This window comes from Actinoplanes subglobosus (genome assembly GCF_042650585.1).
GTDB lineage: Bacteria > Actinomycetota > Actinomycetes > Mycobacteriales > Micromonosporaceae > Actinoplanes > Actinoplanes subglobosus.
Map to the genome: position 1 here is coordinate 81,061 of NZ_JBHSBL010000029.1, position 16,765 is coordinate 97,825.

The 16,765-nt window shown below is 69.7% G+C and carries 10 protein-coding genes; 5 read left to right on the top strand and 5 right to left on the bottom strand.

Annotation, left to right across the window (positions count from 1 at the left end):
• Positions 1–26 precede the first annotated feature (26 nt).
• On the top strand, positions 27–419 hold the full coding sequence (locus ACFO0C_RS43485; RefSeq protein ID WP_378072722.1) for an ATP-binding protein: 393 nt from the start codon (positions 27–29) through the stop codon (positions 417–419).
• Between the two features lie 243 nt (positions 420–662).
• On the opposite strand, the gene ACFO0C_RS43490 is transcribed toward ACFO0C_RS43485, so the two are convergent.
• Together ACFO0C_RS43490 and ACFO0C_RS43495 are read right to left on the bottom strand one after the other, a co-directional pair.
• Positions 663–968, bottom strand: coding sequence for a hypothetical protein (locus tag ACFO0C_RS43490; protein ID WP_378072723.1), 306 nt, complete (start codon positions 966–968; stop codon positions 663–665).
• Positions 969–1,025: 57 nt separating this feature from the next.
• Positions 1,026–1,472: an Hsp20/alpha crystallin family protein gene (locus ACFO0C_RS43495; protein WP_378072724.1), complete on the bottom strand. Its 447-nt coding sequence runs from the start codon at positions 1,470–1,472 to the stop codon at positions 1,026–1,028.
• Positions 1,473–1,594: 122 nt separating this feature from the next.
• On the opposite strand from ACFO0C_RS43495, the gene ACFO0C_RS43500 reads away from it, so the two are divergent.
• Together ACFO0C_RS43500 and ACFO0C_RS43505 are read left to right on the top strand one after the other, a co-directional pair.
• Positions 1,595–2,260 carry a hypothetical protein gene (locus tag ACFO0C_RS43500; RefSeq protein WP_378072725.1) on the top strand — a complete coding sequence of 222 codons (666 nt, stop codon included), beginning with the start codon at positions 1,595–1,597 and terminating at the stop codon, positions 2,258–2,260.
• A gap of 501 nt (positions 2,261–2,761) precedes the next feature.
• Positions 2,762–5,086: a hypothetical protein gene (locus tag ACFO0C_RS43505; protein WP_378072726.1), complete on the top strand. Its 2,325-nt coding sequence runs from the start codon at positions 2,762–2,764 to the stop codon at positions 5,084–5,086.
• Positions 5,087–5,153: 67 nt separating this feature from the next.
• Here ACFO0C_RS43505 and fxlM read toward each other — a convergent pair whose 3' ends face one another.
• Positions 5,154–6,377, bottom strand: a complete 1,224-nt coding sequence (gene fxlM / locus ACFO0C_RS43510; protein WP_378072727.1) for a methyltransferase, FxLD system — start codon at positions 6,375–6,377, stop codon at positions 5,154–5,156.
• Positions 6,378–6,504: 127 nt separating this feature from the next.
• On the bottom strand, positions 6,505–8,829 hold the full coding sequence (locus ACFO0C_RS43515) for a putative bifunctional diguanylate cyclase/phosphodiesterase (RefSeq protein ID WP_378072728.1): 2,325 nt from the start codon (positions 8,827–8,829) through the stop codon (positions 6,505–6,507).
• A gap of 289 nt (positions 8,830–9,118) precedes the next feature.
• Here ACFO0C_RS43515 and ACFO0C_RS43520 point away from each other — a divergent pair, with 289 nt between their 5' ends.
• Positions 9,119–9,556, top strand: a complete 438-nt coding sequence (locus tag ACFO0C_RS43520) for a hypothetical protein (RefSeq protein ID WP_378072729.1) — start codon at positions 9,119–9,121, stop codon at positions 9,554–9,556.
• Between the two features lie 50 nt (positions 9,557–9,606).
• On the opposite strand, the gene ACFO0C_RS43525 is transcribed toward ACFO0C_RS43520, so the two are convergent.
• Positions 9,607–13,611, bottom strand: coding sequence for a caspase family protein (locus ACFO0C_RS43525; protein WP_378072730.1), 4,005 nt, complete (start codon positions 13,609–13,611; stop codon positions 9,607–9,609).
• A gap of 308 nt (positions 13,612–13,919) precedes the next feature.
• Between ACFO0C_RS43525 and fxsT the strand changes: the two genes are divergently transcribed.
• A complete protein-coding gene (fxsT, locus tag ACFO0C_RS43530) occupies positions 13,920–16,754 on the top strand; it encodes an FxSxx-COOH system tetratricopeptide repeat protein (protein WP_378072731.1) in 2,835 nt (944 codons plus the stop codon).
• Positions 16,755–16,765 lie beyond the last annotated feature (11 nt).

Consider the following 16,765-nt stretch of genomic DNA (forward strand, 5'->3'; position numbering starts at 1 on the left):
CCGAACCGAAGCCGGAGGGCCTTCGGGTGAGGCACGCTCACCTCGAACAGCCCTTCACCGGCGGCGACCTCTACAGCCTGCGATCCGCTGTGGCGGCCCACATGACGCCGTTCTCCGAAACGCTGCGCGAAGCGGTCATGATCGTCGTCGGTGAGCTGGCCAGCAACGTCGTGCGGCACGGAGGCGCCTCGGGAACACTGCTGCTGCACGTCGAGGACGACACCGCCGTGTGTACGGTGTCCGACAGCGGGCCTGGTCTGCCGGGAGCGGACACCGTGGGCACGCAGCCGGTCCCGCCGCAGACGCTGGGCGGCCGCGGCCTGTGGATCATCCGCCGGTTGTGCCGCAGCCTCGACATCGTCACCGGCCCGGACGGTACGGCCATCACCGTGACGATCGACGGCGACCAGTTGACGTAACGGTCATTTCGCCCTCGCGATCACCGTCGCCGGCAAGGTGTCGCGACGCCGGCCTGCCGCCCGGTGCCACCACCGGCAGCAAAGTGGTCCTGGACTCCCGCGGCCCGCGTTGTGCCCCGGGCCGGTTGATCCCTCGGGGCCGACGATCTCGTGTCGGCCCCGAGGGATGCGGTGGAGGGGTGAAACCGGGTCTCGGGGGAGATGACCGGCGTTCGTCGGGTTCAGTGACTCGCCCGGGAAGTGTCAGGGCGGCGAGCGTGGGTTGTTGCCTTCGGCGCCGGGCGGGTGGCCGCCATCGTCTGCCGCCGGCACCGGAGAGATGCCGGATGGTGGGTGCGAGGGTGCCGGCTGGGCGGCGGAGGGGGCGGATGGTGCCGGCGGCGGGGGAGGTTCGTCGAAGCTGGCGCTGATGAGCGCGTCGAACTCGGCGCGGACCAGCTCCGGGTCGCCGCTGATGATTTCGGTGAACTCTTCGTCGAATCCGCGGTCCCATTCGGGGGACAACGCGGTGCCCGCCTGCGCTACGGGATCCTTGGTCATGCCGGTCACCACCCGCCACGTCCGGTCCTACTGGGAAGGGAAAGCTGGCCTTGGCGAACCGCCAGGTCAGCCGGTGATCACCTTCTGCTTGGTGTGCTCTCGTCCGGCCACGCTGATCTTGCGGGGTTTGGCCTTCTCCGCGATCGGGATCCGCACGACGAGCACGCCGTTGTCATAGGCGGCGTCGATGTGGTCGGTGTCCAAGGCGTCGCCGAGGAAAAGTTGCCGTGAGAACACCCCGAGCGGGCGCTCGCTCAGCTGCGCCGTGGCCTGCTCACCCAGAGCGATGGGGCGGCGCTCGGCGCGCACGGTCAGCACGTTGCGTTCCACGTCGATGTCGATCCCGTCGGCATCCACACCGGGCAGGTCGAACGCGATCACGAACTCGTCGCCGTTGCGGTACGCGTCGGCGGGCATCGCCGTCGGCCGGGACCAGGTCCCGGTCACCGGCACCCCGAACAACTGCTGGGCGATCCGGTTGACCTCGGTGAAGGGCTCGCTGCGCATCAACATGGCTCCCACCTCCTGCTGTCTCGACTTGGCAGTCAATGCGCGATACCGTCTTTCTAACACGTCATCGCGACGATGACAAGCGCTTCGTCATCTCAACGATGACGTGTCAGGAGGACGAGAACATGTTCGACGCACGGGCCACCAGCGCGGGCCCGCCGCCCGCCGAGCGCGATCTCGCGGACGTCACCGCCGTGCTGGTGGCCACCGCACACGCGGCTGGCCAGACCACCGCCGACCACCCGGCTGTCAGTGGCCCTGACCTGCTCAACGCCCTGGTCCTGCTGCGCTGGGCCCAGACTGAACTGGCCGGCCTCGAACCGGTCCTGATCGCCGCCGCCCGCACGGCGGGAGTCTCCTGGCAGACCCTCGCGCCCGCGCTCGGCGTGGCCAGCCGCCAAGCCGCCGAGCGCCGCTACCTCCGCAGCACCGCCGCACCCACCCGCCGCCCTGACGACACCCGAGACGACCGCGTCCAAGCCGAACGCGACCGCCGCGCCGTGCACCGCGCCGTCGCCCAATGGGCCAACGACAACACCGCCGACCTGCGCCGGCTCGCCGGCCAGATCACCGCACTGACCGACCTCGACGCCGCCGCCGACGACGACCTCGCCCAGCTGCACCAAGCCCTCGGCGACCCGGACGCGACCGCATTGCCCGACCTCCTCGCCGCGACCCACCAGCACCTACCGGGCCACCCCGACCTGGCAGCCCAGATCAACGCCATCACCGGCCACACCGACCAGATCCGCCGCCAACACCCTCGCCGCACAACCGACACAGGGAGCTGATCATCGCGACCGGCACCGCACCGATCGAACCGTAGAGCAGCGCAGCCCGCCGTCACGAAATCATGATTCAGCACGCCCATCGACCCCGGCAGATACGAGGCCGCAGGCCGGGGCGAGCGGCCACCGCCACGGTGACGGTCGCCGCCAGGGCCGCTCCGGCCAGCCAGGTCACGTCGATGACCGACCATCATCGGCGTTCCGGTAACGAGGCTGGGGCTACTTCTCGTGTCGTTGGGACCGGATGGCGATCAGGGTGATGACGGCGGTGGCGAGGTTGAGCAGGTCGCCGATGGTCTGGGCGATGACGGTCCAGTCGATCATGGTGTGCTCCCGCGTTGGTGGTGGCGGGGTGGCCGGCCGGGCCCCTGTATGGATTGACTGAAGCAGCAGGTCAGGGTGTTCGGCACGGGTGGTGAACGAAGCCGAACCGGATAACCGGGGCCAGCTGCGGCGGACTGCTGGTCGACCACCGCGATGGGCACGACGGTCTACGTTGGGCAGATGGTGTTCGCCGAACAGCCACCGAACAGCAGTCCCAGCCTCGATCCGGAAAAGGTTCACACGCTGCCCGAGCTCGCGGCAGCGCTCGGCGCGTTGCGCGGGACCCGCTCCTACGCCGCGTTGATCAAAGCGGCGGAACAGCTGCCACCACGTGGAGGTCGGCGGCCTGCGCTGTCCAAGGCCACCCTCAACTCCCTGGTGAGTAAGGCCGAGTCGGTGCCGGAGCGGGACACGGTGGTCACGTTCCTGACGGTGTGCGGCGTCCGAGGACCCGACCAGGATCCGTGGCTGGCGGCGTGGGAGCGGGTGAAGACGCGGCACCAGCGACGGCCGGCCGGCGCCCGCCGGGTGCGGGAGGCCGATCCGCGGCGGCTGGGGGTGCACGCCTCGATCCAGGTGACCGCGGGCACCGATGATCTGCCGCCGTATGTGCGCCGCGACTTCGACGCCGAGCTGCGCAACACCGTCGACGCGGCCGCCCGTACCGGTGGCATGGTGTTGCTCTGCGGTGGTTCGTCGGTGGGAAAGACGCGGGCGTTGTTCGAGGCGGCCGGTGCGGTGCTACCGGAGTGGTGGCTGTTGCACCCGGCCGACGCGGCGGGGGTGCGTGCGTTCGCTCAGGCTCCGACGCCGCGGACGGTGGTGTGGCTGGACGAGCTGCAGCGTTACCTCGATCAGCCGGGCGGGCTGCCGGCCGGATCGATTCGCGACCTGCTGGCGGCCGGCGTTGTGGTGCTGGCGACACTGTGGCCCGACGAGGTGGCCAACCGCAGTGCGCCGCGAGTTCCCGGTGAGGACGATCGGCATGCCGAGGATCGGGAGCTGCTGAAACTGGCCCGGATCATGGACGTGCCGGCCACGTTCAGCATCGACGAGCGGCGCCGTGCCGAACAGCGGGCCGACGACGGGCGGATCCGGATCGCGCTCGAGCATGCCGACCCCGGGGTCACACAGGTTTTGGCCGCAGGCCCGGAGCTGATCCGCCGCTGGCGGCATGCCCCGGCCGGCGAGTGTTACGGCCAGGCGGTCATCACCGCGGCCCTGGACGCGCGACGGGTCGGCGCTCAGGCACCCCTGACGATCGACTACCTGGAGGCGGCCGCGCCCGCCTACCTGACCCCGGCGCAACAGGCCACCGCCCCGCCGGACTGGTTCGGCCAGGCCATCCGGTATGCCGTCAAGCCGGTGCAGGGTGCCGCGTCCTGCCTGACCCCCGTACCGGTGGGCATGGGCCAGATCGCGGGTTATCTCACCGCCGACTACCTTCACCAGACCGCCCGCACCATCCGCCGTACCGAAGCCGTTCCCGACCCGGTATGGCAGGCCCTCGTCACCCACCATCCCCACGACTGGTATCGGCTCTCCGACAACGCCGAACGCCGCGGACAGCCCGAACACGCCATCGGCCTCTACCGCAGACAAGCCGGCACCGGTGACGTGTTCGCGGCCGCGAAGTTGAACGGCCTACTGGTTGAGCAGGGCCGGGTGGAGGAGTTGCGACAACGTGCCGACGCCGGCGATGAGTACGCGGCCAAGTGGTTGGTTGAGCAGCGTCAGGCGGAGAAACGTAGGCAACAGCCCGAGGATGGGATCGCGGTCGAGCTGCTGATCGAGCAGGACCAGATCGAGGAAGCGACCAGGCTGTTACGGCAGAGTGCCGACGCCGGTGACATGTCGGCGGCCCTCCGATTGTCTGGCCTGTTGGCCGGGCAGGGTCGATTGGCGGAGTTGCGGCAACGCGCTGACTCCGGTGACGTATTCGCGGCCGGGAGGTTGGCTGCCTTACTGGTCGAGCAGGGCCGGGTGGAGGAGTTGCGGCGACGCGCCGATGCGGGTGACACTTTCGCGGCTGCGAGGCTGGCCGGGTTGCTGGCCGAGCAGGGCCGGGTGGAGGAATTACGGCGACGCGCCGATGCGGGTGACACGTTCGCGGCCATGGGTTTGGCTGACCTGTTGGTCGCGCAGGGCCGGGTGGAGGAGTTGCGGGACCGCGTCGACGCGGGTGACTCGTCCGCGGCCGGCCGGTTGGCTGACCTGTTGGTCGCGCAGGGCCGGGTGGAGGAGTTGCGGCAGCGCGTCGACGCCGGCGAGGTGTCCGCGGCCGGACCGCTGGCCCGCTGGCTGGCCGAGTACGAACGGGTGGAGGAGTTGCGGCAGCGCGCCGACGCCGGCGACTTGCACGCGGCCATGAAGTTGGTCGACCTGCTGGCTGAGCAGAACCGCATCGATGACCTCGAAGGTGAGATGCGTGCCGGAACCTTTAAGGCAGCAGCGCGACTGGCTCAGATACGCAGGCCGCCCTGGCGTCCGGAAGCGACGAAATAGATCTGAGTTGCACCCAGCCTGATGAGCCGGCTCCCACGGCCTGACGAAGCAGTGAAGTCATGGCGCACTACGCGGCGCCGCGGCCCGGCCAGGAGATCGTGACGACGCCGTGGGACTTGTCGAGAACCGCGGCGTCGGCGGGAAGCGCGGCCCGGTCGGTGCCTTCGGGCCAGTAGCCGAAGGTGACGTCGGCGTTGCCGCGGCCGTCACGGTCCCAGGCGCGGACCTGCTCGGCCAGGGTGGCCGCAGCCGTGGCGGCGTCGCGCCCGTAGGCGCGGGCGACGAACTCGTGCCGGCCGTCGGTCGGATCCAGCGTCAGGTACGCGACGCCGGCGTCGCGGACGACCCCGAACGGGAACCAGCGACCGCCGGGCCCGGCCATGACCTCATCGTCACCCTCGACCCGGCAGAAGCCCGGCAGGAACCAGGCGAGCCAAAGGCTCAACCTTTCGAACGACTCGCCGCTGGCCACGGTCACTCCGGACCCGGCGGTCACCGGCTCACCGGCGAGCGCGTCGTCCAGCACACTCATGTCGACCGGAACACCCGAGTCGAACCGGACCCGCATGCTGTGGCCGGCAGGCGACAGCAGGGTGAAGACCTCGTCGGCGTGCGCTTCGGCGCCCTGCAACCCGACGAAGCCGGCCACCTCGACCGACGTACTCATCAGCGGCCCACCCGAGTGCCGGAACGCGATCGTACGGGTGACACCGTTCATGATCAGCGGCACGACGAGGGTGGCGTCCGGAGCCAGCATGCCCCGTAGCCCGGGGGCCAGGTCCCACATGCCGACGGTCACGATGACCGCGTCGAACGGGTCCTCACCGGCGAGGCCCTGCCCGGCGTCGGCGGTGAGAAGCCGCACCCGGTCGCCGTAGCCGGCCTCGCCGAGCAGCCGTTGCGCCCGGCCGGTCACCTCCGCGTCGATGTCGACGCTCACCACCGTGCCGCCGGAGCCGACGAGCTCGGCGACGTATGCGGCGTTGAGGCCACCCGACCCGATCTCGAGAACCCGGTCACCGGGTTTCAGACACGCCTGGTCCAGCATCGCGGCCTGGATGTAGGCCGCCGACACCGACGACAGCGCCACACCGTTCTCGTCACGCCGGGTGATCACGGCACGGTCGACGGCGTAGGCGTCGTCCAAAGACACCCCTTCGGGCAGGAAAATCTCACGGGGTACGGCCAGGACGGCCCGGGCGACTTCGTCGGTGCGTACCCAGCCGTTCTCGCGCAGCGTGGCGACGAGCGCGGCCCGGCGCGCCTCGGACGTTTCCGGGGATTCCGTCATGGTCGAGTTCGCTTTCTTTCGCTGGAGGGCGGCCTCATGTGAAGCACCGGGGACGGGCGCGGGCCGCGTTCCGGAGCACATCATGCCGACCAGCCGGATCGACCGCAGATCGCTGTGGCGCGCCCGATCACAACCCGGCGGGTGACAGCTGCACCAGTGCCGGGGTGTTGAGGTACCGGTCCTCGAATGCCTCGGCGGCCATCGGCCGGCCGAAGTGGTAGCCCTGAGCGAGCCGGTACCCGACGCTGTGCAGGTGCTCGGCCTGTTCGGCGGTCTCCACGCCTTCGGCGACCGCGGCGATGCCGAAGTCGGTCGTGAAACCGATGATGTTCTTGACGATGATGGCGCCCGCCCGGCCCGCGGTGTCGCCGCTGACGAATGACTTGTCCACCTTGAGGACGTCGACCGGGCAGGTGAGCAGCAGACTGAGCGACGAATGCCCGGTACCGAAGTCGTCGAGTGCGACGCGCAGACCGAGGGTTTTGAGCCGGTGCAGCTGCTCGATGGCGGTGTCGGCGTTGAGGACGGCGGTCTCGGTGACTTCGATCAGCAGGCGACGGGTGTCGGCGCCGGTCTCCTGGAGGATGGCGGCGACCGTGTCGACGAACCCGGGGTCGGCCAGTTGCCGGGCCGACACGTTGACGCTGATCCGGGTCGGGGCGGTGGCGCCGTACCGGGCCCAGGCCGCGTTCTGCCGGCAGGCCTGGGCGAAGACCCAGGCGCCGAGTTCGCCGATCACGCCGATGCGTTCGGCGACGGGGATGAACACGTCCGGCGGTACGAGTCCACGCGCGGGATGCTGCCAGCGCAACAGCGCCTCGACGCCGGCCGCCTCACCGCCGGGCAGGCTGACGATCGGCTGGAACACCAGGAAGAACTGATCGTCGCGCAGGGCTGTGCGCAGGTCGGCGGCCAGTCGGGCGCTGTCGTCGGCGGCCAGGTCCATCGCCGGGTCGAACCATTGCCAGCGGTTGCCGCCGGTGCCCTTGGCCGCGTACATCGCCACGTCGGCGCGGCGGAGCAGTTCGGCCGGGTCGTCATCGGGCCGGGAGGTGGTGACGCCGACGCTGGCTCCGCAGCGCAACGTGGCGCCTTCCAGTTCCGCCGGCTGTTCGAGGGCGGCCATCAGCTGTTCGAGCAGTGCGGGAAGGTCGTCGGCGGACTCGATCACCACGGCGAACTCGTCACCGCCCAGGCGGGCGAGCAGTCCGGTGGTGCCGAGGGTGTCGGCCAGGCGCCGGCTGGTCTCCTGGATCAGCATGTCGCCGACGTGATGGCCGAGCCGGTCGTTGACCGCCTTGAAGTCGTCGAGGTCGAGCAGAGCGACGTGAAAGGTTTCACCGTCGGCGAGCAGCCCGCTGGTGTGCTGTTCGAACAGGGCCCGGTTACCGGCGCCGGTCAGGCTGTCGTGGGTGGCCTGATGGGCGAGGCGAACCTGGTAGGCGCGCAGCTGGTTGAGCTGCCCGTCGACGGTGCCGAGCAGCCGCTGATTGTCACGCAACGCGATGACCTGCCGGAACACCACGAAAGCGGTGAGGGCGACCGCGATGATTTCCATCGCCCGGACCTGGACCGGATCGTCGATGTCGGTCGTGAGCAGCACGATGTCGGTGACGGCGATGGCCAGGTACGGCACCAGGCTGATCCGCGGTCGGGTACGGCGTGGCCGCGGCTCCCGGGCACCGGCCCGCTGCTGGCTGAACGCCGCCAGATGAATGCTGAACGCCGCCACCGGTACCGCGATCAGGCTGGTGGACAGGTACGGCCGGTCGATCAGCAGCGGGGACAGACTGCCCCACGCGCTGCTGACCGCGCTCCCGATGGCCAGGATGTAGACCGCACGCCGGTCGAGACGCCCCGCTCCCGCGAAAGCGACCTTCACGAACGTCGCCATCGACAGACCGGCGACGACACTGATCGTCAGCATCGGCCCGGCGGTGCCGGTCTGGGCGACCCACCGCTCGTGGTCACGCAGCGAGAAATTCCAGATCAAGGTCCCGACCGTCAGCAGTACGATCCCCGCGTCGGCACCGAACCGGATCCAGTCGCCCCGGCTCCGCTGCCAGGACGGCAACCGCAGCAGCGCCCACAGCACCATCGCCAGGACACCGAGGTAGAGAACCAGCGAGACCGGCCCGATCTGCTGGGACGGGGCCGGGCCACCGACGGCGTCGACGGCGTTCGCCACGATGCCGAGAGCCAGCAGTCCGCAGGCCACGGTCATGTGCCGCCAGAACCGGCGAGTGCCCTCGTCCAGGTCGACGTTGCGGCCCGCTGTCCAGCAGGCCCGTCCGGCCAGCAGCGCGGTCACCGGCACCGGAAGCCAGCCGACCCACGGATGTGTCCAGACGTGGACGAGCCCGGCCCCCAGCCACGCGGCGTTGACGGCCACGATGGTCGCGGTGGCGAGCAGCAGACCGCGTTCGCGGCCGGCCGATGTCGGTTGCGGCACTTCGGCATGATCCTTCCCGTAGCCGTTCGTACCGACACGTCGGCGCGCGCGTGGCGAACCTGAGGAACTTCTATTGCCGTACGGCAAAGATCGTCGACCTTTGGCGCCGGAACCGGGCGGACACCACGGTCGTCGAAGCCGCATGCGACGCATGCCCACCATCGCCGTCCTCGCCATGCTTCTCGCCGCTGGATGTGCTCGACCGCTGCCACCGGACTCCCAAGCCGTGCCGACCCAGGCCGGATCCGTCCCGGCCTCACCTTCGGCCACCGATACGAGGGAAGCCGAGGTGTACGAGCAGGTCCTGCGTCGTTACCTCAACACCCCGTCGGAGAACTCGTTCCCCGACCAGACCTTCACCACCGTGTACGTACTCGACAGCGTTCGATCCGACGCCGGCGATCCCACCGGCGACACACTCGCGGGTAGGCCCCTTCCGTCGGACGTCAAGGTCCGCATCACTGCCGCGCTCGGTCCAACCGCCGCTGTCACCTTCATCTCCGACAAGGCCAGCGTGCTGGACACCACCGACGGCTGTGCCACGGTACGAGACGGCGGAATCCTGATCACCCTCGGCACCATCGACGGCGATGACGACCAGGTGACCGTGGGCATCAATGGCTACGTGGCCTGTCTCGGCGCCACTTGGCTCACCTACGTCGTGCATGACCAGCCCGGAACCGGATGGAATGTCACCGGCACCACCGGCCCGATGGCCATCGCCTAGGGCCGGGGTGCACGGCATCGATCAGGCCGCGCCCGAACAACGGGGCGCCGTCAGACAGCCGGCGCAGCTTCTCCGGAAGCCCGCCAGACGGCGGGGCCCCAGCGTAGTGACTCCGCCGGTTGTGTTCGGTGCAGCCGGAACGTGGTCGCCGGCTCGAGTGTGTCAACCATGACGGGTGGTCGGGCCACGGCCAGCCCGTTCGGCGCGAATCGTATGCCGAGGATCTCGGGGCCGGACTGAACGACCAACTCGCCGTGGTCCGAGGCATGCAGCCCACCGATCGCGCCGGCGACGACGAATCGGCTCAGCTCCCCGCCTCCCGGGTCCCACGCGCGGATGGTCCCGGTGGCGTCGCCGGTGAAGAGGATCAGTTCGTCGCCCACCACGCCCGCAGTGGCCGCGTCGACCCGGGCATCGTGGGACAGCACCGTCTGCTCGCCGTTCGCGTACTGCACCATCACTGTGGTGTCCGCTGTCCGGACGAGACGGCCGGCCGTTCCGGCGACGGCGAAGCACTCGGCATCTTCGAACTCGATGTCGAGTTCACCCATCCGGGTCCCGGTGCCGATGTCCCAGAGCGTGGGTCTACCGGAACCGTGCACAAGGACAGCACATGTCCTTCCGGCCACGACGGCGGAGGCATCGAGCCTGACCGCTGAGCCGGCCGTCTGCGTTTGCGTCCCGCGCCCGCTGTCGAGACGGCGGCTGAGAAGGATGCCATTGATGTCCACACTCAGCACACCGGGTCCGCCGTCGACGTCGCCGAGTGTCACCGCTGTGACCGGGCTGGCGTGCGCTTCATTCTCGCTCCAGTACGGCTTCCCGTTGGCCAGATCGAGTACGTCCACAGCCCCCTCGGCAGTGCCGATCACCACGAGTTGGTGACTCGATGAGATCGCACTGACCGTCCCGGGGCGTACCCACAGCGGATGCCACCCGAAGGCGCCTCCGGTTGATACCGCGGCGAGCGCCCTGGCGAGATCGGCGGCGTGGTGACGGGTTGCCGCCAACGCGAGCCGTTGTGCCCGTTCCGCACGTTCGGCCGGCTCGAAGCCGCCCGCAACCGCCCAGCGGTAGGCAGCAGTCGTTTCGTTCTCGACGGGCTGGCGATCGAGTGCGGCCAGCACGGTTGTGGGGTCGGCTGTCAGCAGGAAGTCGGCGTCGTTCAGGAGGTCGCCGAGACGGCCGGCGTCGGCCGCGTGCTCGGCGATGTGCCGTCTGACATAGGGCTCGACGAGGTCCCATCGCTGGATGGGAGCCGCCGGCGAGCTCGGGGGCAGCCAGGAGTGCACCGAGTCGAGAAGTCCGTTGACGACCGCCACCGCGTCGGCGGACTTCTTGAGGTGATCGGCGAGCCCTTGATGAAACAGCCGGTAGACGGTGGTGCCGTCGACCTCCGCACTCTGACGCAGATAGAAGCGGATGGTGTCGAGAGCGTCGAGGACGACCGCGGCGCCCGGTGCGTCACCAGCGGTGAATGCCGCCGCGACATGTCCGAGCAGCCGCGCGGGCATGCCGTCACCGAGACCGTGGGCGGCGGCTACCAGGATGGGCCTGATCCAGATGCTGCCGGTCGCCCTGGTACGCAGGTCGAGATCGAGAAGATCAGGCAGCGTACGGGGCGCGCTGCGGCCCACCTCGATGGCTTTCGCCCGCTCGCCGATCGGCTCGGCGAAGGTGTGCAGCACATACCCGCTGAAAAGCCCGGCGACCAGGAAGGCGCCCCATTCACGGTGCGAACCACCCTCGGTGAGCGTGTCGGCCACAGCGCGGGCGAGCGTCTCGGCGCCGCCGACGTACTCGACGTGATCCCACCGGGGATCGGTCAGCAGAAGACTGCGCACGTAGGCGCTGATGTCGCGGTTGAGGACCCGTTCCTCCACCTTGTCGAGGTCCAGCACACTGCCGTCACGTTCGGCCACCGCCCGTAGCGGCTCGAATTCGTCCCACGGCCGTACGCCGACCAGCATCCGGATCGGCTCGCCGTCGGCACGTGCCACCCGCGTGAGCGGAAGCAGCAGTTCCTGCATGATCTGCGCGGCGCCGACCGCTTCGTCCAGTGCGTCGAGGATGATCACCGGCGGGTTCGGCAGCGTCGTGAGTGCCTCGATCAGTTCGCCCGCGGTCGGTTCCGGCACGTCGGTCAGGAGGCCGAGCTGACGGGCCACGGAGGCGACGATCTGTGCCAGTGTCCGGGCCCGGGCGTGGACGGCAGCCATCGTGTGGTTCGGGTACGGCGCTTGCTCGACCGCCTCCCAGACCGCCCTGGTGCTGTCGCGCAGCAGCGGATGGGCCGCGCAGACCAGTACGCCGATCAACGAGGACTTGCCCACGCCGGGGCTGCCGGTCACGATGCGCAGGCCGACCCGGTCCTGCAGGTTCAGCCACGGCGACAGCAGCCGTAGCTCCCGCCGGCGCCCACTGAAACAGCCGGACAGCTCGTCACCGGTCAGCACTCCGTGCCCGGCGGCCCGGGCCAGGAAGTGCATCGGGTCCAGCGCCTCGTCCAGGTCGTCGAGGAACGGCGCGACGGCGGCGTCGATCCGGGTCCGGGCGGCGTGGCGGCGGGTGTCGGCGTACTGACGGTTCGGGAAGAACGGCAACGCCGGGACATTGGCGCTGATGTCGACCCGGCTCGCTGTCACCTGCTGGGCGAGGGCGCCGGCCGCGTCCGCCCGGCGCAGGACCTCCCGGCGGATGAGCTGGGCGATCGTGTCGATCGGGGCGTACCGGAACGACCGGTTGATGTCGAGGCGGCCGGCCGCCAGGTCGTCGAGGACCGCGATGACCGCGTCGGTGAATCGTCCGGCGTACGCCGCCTCGTCGGGTGCGGCGGCGGCGATCACCCAGGATCGGGCGGTCTCGTCGTTGACGGCCGGCTGCCAGAACAGCCGTGCGGCGCTGCCGCCGTGACAGACATCCAGGAGAAACAGCGTCATCGGTACGGATGACTCGGCGTCGACGATCCTCTTCAGCCAGTCGCCGACATCGGTGGCCTCGTGGTGTTCACCGTCCGCGCCGATCACCCGCAGGCTCCCGGACGGGGTGAGGTAGCCGTGGCTGAACAGATGGATGACCACGACGTCCGAGTCGGCGGCGTCGTCGATGACCTTGCGGACGGCGGCACCGAGGTCCTGGGCCGTCAGTGCGGACAGCGCTCGGGCGTCGTACCCCAGCTTGTTGAAAGCTTTGACGAGGGCCTGCATCCGCTCGGCGACCCGGGGGAGGTCTCTCCACCGGCTCAGGCCGCGTTCCTCGCCGGGTGCCGCAGCGGGCCGGAACGACGACAGCCCGATGCAGATCGCCTTGTGGGTTTTCGACGGTGGGAGCGTCGGTGTCTCGGCAGGCGATGGGGCGCCGGTCAGGACAGCGTGGATGAGCTGCTCGGCCTGGTCGAGTTCCGGGCCGGGCCTCGGCGGCCGGGCCAGATCCACCAGAAGACGATCACCGTGAATCGGTAGGTTCGTCAGGAAGGCGAGGCGGGGGGATTCCGGTCCGACGGCGCGGTACGGGTCCTCGTGGGTGGAGAACGTCCATGTGGGGACGTCGATGCCGGCGAGTCGTGTGACCTGGACGAGTCCGCTCACCAGGGCGAGATGATCGTCGGCGGGACAGCCGAGGATGCCCAACGGGGCGGCCGGGTGCGCTCGCAGCGTGAGGAACAGGGTGGCCACCTCAGCCTGAAGGCGCGACAGGTCAGGCTGCAATCGTTCGATGCGTGCGGCGGCGTTCTGCACGAGCCCGGCCGGTGGTGTCGCCATCGGTTGCTTCGGTGGCTCGTGGAGCCACCCTTTCCAGCGATCCATGCCGATGGCGGCTTCGACGGTGAGCGTCTCGTGCGGTCCGATCAGCGCGTGTGTGTAGGTGGAGCGGCCCGAGCGGCCGTTGTTGGACCGGTGGAGGACGACGGCGGATCCGTCGGTGAAGGTCAGGTAGGACAGTGCCGTTCGCGGCGGGTCGGTGCCGGTCTGTTCGAGCTGGAGATACGGTCGCAGCCGGTTCCACCACATGATCGAGTCAGCCGGCCGCTCGAACGTGCTGCTGAGTACGTTCATCTGGTTCAGTGCCGTCGACCATCCGAAGAGGGCCTGATGGAGAACCGGCGGTGAGGTGTCGGTCACGGGGCGGCCGCCAGGCTGGTGAACTCCACGCGAACCATGCGGGCAGCGTAGCGGTGTCGATCCAACATGGCCCTCCTCAGGTAGTCTCCTGCCTCCATGCTGGGGTCCGCCGATGGATCCAGATCAGAATCTGCCGACCGTCCCCAAAGCTTTACAGGTGGTTACCGCACGGCTGTCGGGTGTGGAATGCTGTCCTGACACAAATTGACGCTAATCGCCAGCCGGACTCGGGAGAGTGGTGAGTGCCGCACGGGGAGTTCCTGGCCGAACTGGACAGGCTCTACACCGACGCCGGTCGCCCGTCGTTGCGACGGGTCAGCCAGGAGATTCGTCGGCAGAACGACATGCCCGACACGGTCAGCCACGAGACGGTCGGCGCGATCCTGCGCGGTGACGCGCTGGTCCGCTGGTCGAAGGTCGAATGTGTGGTCCGGCAGCTGGCCGTGATGTCGGTGCACCGGCCCGATCCGGACGACGAGGTGCGTCGCATCCACGCCCTGTGGACCGCCCTGTCGAACACCCATGATCTGCCGCCCGAGCCGCCCCGGCCACCTGATCCGGTCCCGCCGCCGCCGGTCCCGACGAGTACACCGGCGGTGTCGCCGCTGCCCGGTGGGACCGCGCCGGCCGGGTTCGCGCCGCAGCGCAACGCCGGCTTCACCGGCCGCCGGGAGCAACTGGAGCTGATGGCGGCGAAGCTTCGCGCCGAACCGCGGCTTCCGCTGGTCCTGTTCGGTCTGGGTGGGGTGGGCAAGACCCAGCTCGCCGCGGAGTACCTGCACCGGCACGCCGGCGAGTACGGCCTGGTGTGGTGGATAACGGCGGAGGATCCGACCCAGGCGACGGCCGCGCTGGCCACCCTCGGTGAACGGCAGGGCTGGCCGGTCAGCGTCGACCGCGCGCAGACGGTCCGTGGTGTGCTGAGCAGGCTGGAGAGCGGCGACGTGCGGTGGCTGGTCGTCTTCGACAACGCCGGCCCGCCCGACGACATCCGTCCGCTGCTGCCGGAGGTGGGCGGCGATCTCGTGGTGACCACCCGCGACGCCGCATGGCTCGAGGTGGGCGCCGCCGTGGAGGTCGACGTCTTCACCCGTGAGGAGAGCGTCGAGCTGCTCTGCGCCCGCGGTCACCTGATCGGTTCCGACGAGGCCGACCAGCTGGCCGATCGTCTCGGTGATCTGCCGCTCGCGCTGGAACAGGTGGCCGCCATGCAGTCGGCGGCCAGGATCCCGATCGAGGAGTTCCTGCGGCAACTCGACGACGACCGTGGGCTGCAGGTCCTCAAGTCGGTGCCGTCGGGCACCTATCCGACCACGGTGGTGACCGCGTTCGAGGTCGCCGCCAACCGGGTCCGGTCGGAGTCACCCGCCGCGGCGCAGCTGCTGGAGATGGCGTCGTGCCTGGGTGCCGAGCCGATCTCGTTGGCACTGCTGTATGCGGGCAGCCGTCAGTTGCCGCCCCCGCTGGGGCGGATGCTGGACCAGCCGGTCGCTCTGACCGAGGCGATCCATCGGCTCCTGCGGTACGGGCTGGTGAAGCAGATCAACGACGGGCAGGCCGTCCAGGTCCACCGGCTGGTGCAGGCGATCGTGCGCGACACATTGCCCGAGACCCGGCGGGCGCAGGCGTACGCGAATGCCCGCCAGCTGCTGGCGACGGCGAACCCGGCTCGACCATGGGACCCGCTGACCTGGGACATGTACGAGCGGATCGGACCGCATCTGCGTCCGGCCCGGATGATCGAGGCCACCGACTCGGACACCCGCCAGGTGCTGCTCGATCATGCGACCTACCTGTATGCGATCGGCGACTACGAGGGCAGCCGCCGGTTGAGTGAGGCCGCCCTGGACGACTGGTCGCCCGACGGCGATTCCGACGACGTGCAGGTGTACGAGTGCCAGCGGCGTGTGGTGGCCGCCCTGTACGCGCTGGGCCGCTACCGTGAGGCCTACCGGCGGGCCGAGGAGGCTTGGTCACGGATCAAGAATCTGGCCGCGTACGGTCCGGACCACTCCACCGCGCTCGGGTTCGCCGACCTGCTGGCCGTGTCGCACCGGGTGTTCGGCGAGTACGAGGACGCGTTGCGGCGTGACCGGGAGACCGTGGAGGGGTGGCGGCGGACCCGCGGCGACGACGACACGGCCACGCTCACCGCCCGCAACAACCTGGCGGCGAGTCTGCGGGCGGCCGGCGATTTCCGCGGCGCCCACGACATCGACACGCAGCTGGCCGATCTGCGTCAGCACCGGCGCGGACCCGACCACCAGGACACTCTTCTGTCGGTGTCCAATCTCGCCCGTGACCTCTACGGCCTCGGCGAGTACAAGGCCGCGTTGAACCTGCAGCAGTCGACGTGGGCCGCCTACCGTGCGTTGCTCGGCGACTGGCATCCGCTGGTCCTCGCCGCCTGGCGCACCATCGTGCTGGGCCTGCGCAAGACTGGGGAGCTGGAGACGGCCGCGGCTCAGTCGGGGACGTTGTACGTGGCCTGCCAGTTGCGTCTCGGCACCGATCACGAGGTGACGCTGGCGGCCATGATGACGCACGCCAACACCCTGTGTGCCAACGGCGACCCGTACCGGGCGTACCACCTGTCCGCCGAGGCGGTCGACCGCTACCGCCGGACCTACGGTGTCCGCAACCCGCTCACGCTGGCCGCAGCCACCAACCAGGCGATCATTCTGCGCGCCGTCGGTGAGAGGTCCCGGGCCCGTCACGTGGGGGAGGCCGCACATCGTTCGCTGCGGGAGGTTCTGGGCCGCGAACATCCCTACACGATCGCGGCCGCGATCGGCCTGGCCAACGATCTGGTGCTGGCCGGCGAGCTGGACAGCGCAAGACTCCAGTTGACCGCCACTCTGGAGGATGCCCGGCGGGTCCGTGGCGAGAACCACCCGGACTCGCTGATCTGTGCGGTGAACCTGGGTCAGCTGTTGAAAGACCCCGGCGCCCAGCAGTCGCTGCTCGACGGCAGTATCGATGCTCTTCAACGCGCGCTCGGCGCCGGCCATCCGGTGGTGAAGACGGCGATCGCGGGCCGGCCGGGGGAGTGTGACATTGAGCCCCCGCCGGTGTGACGGCGCCGTCA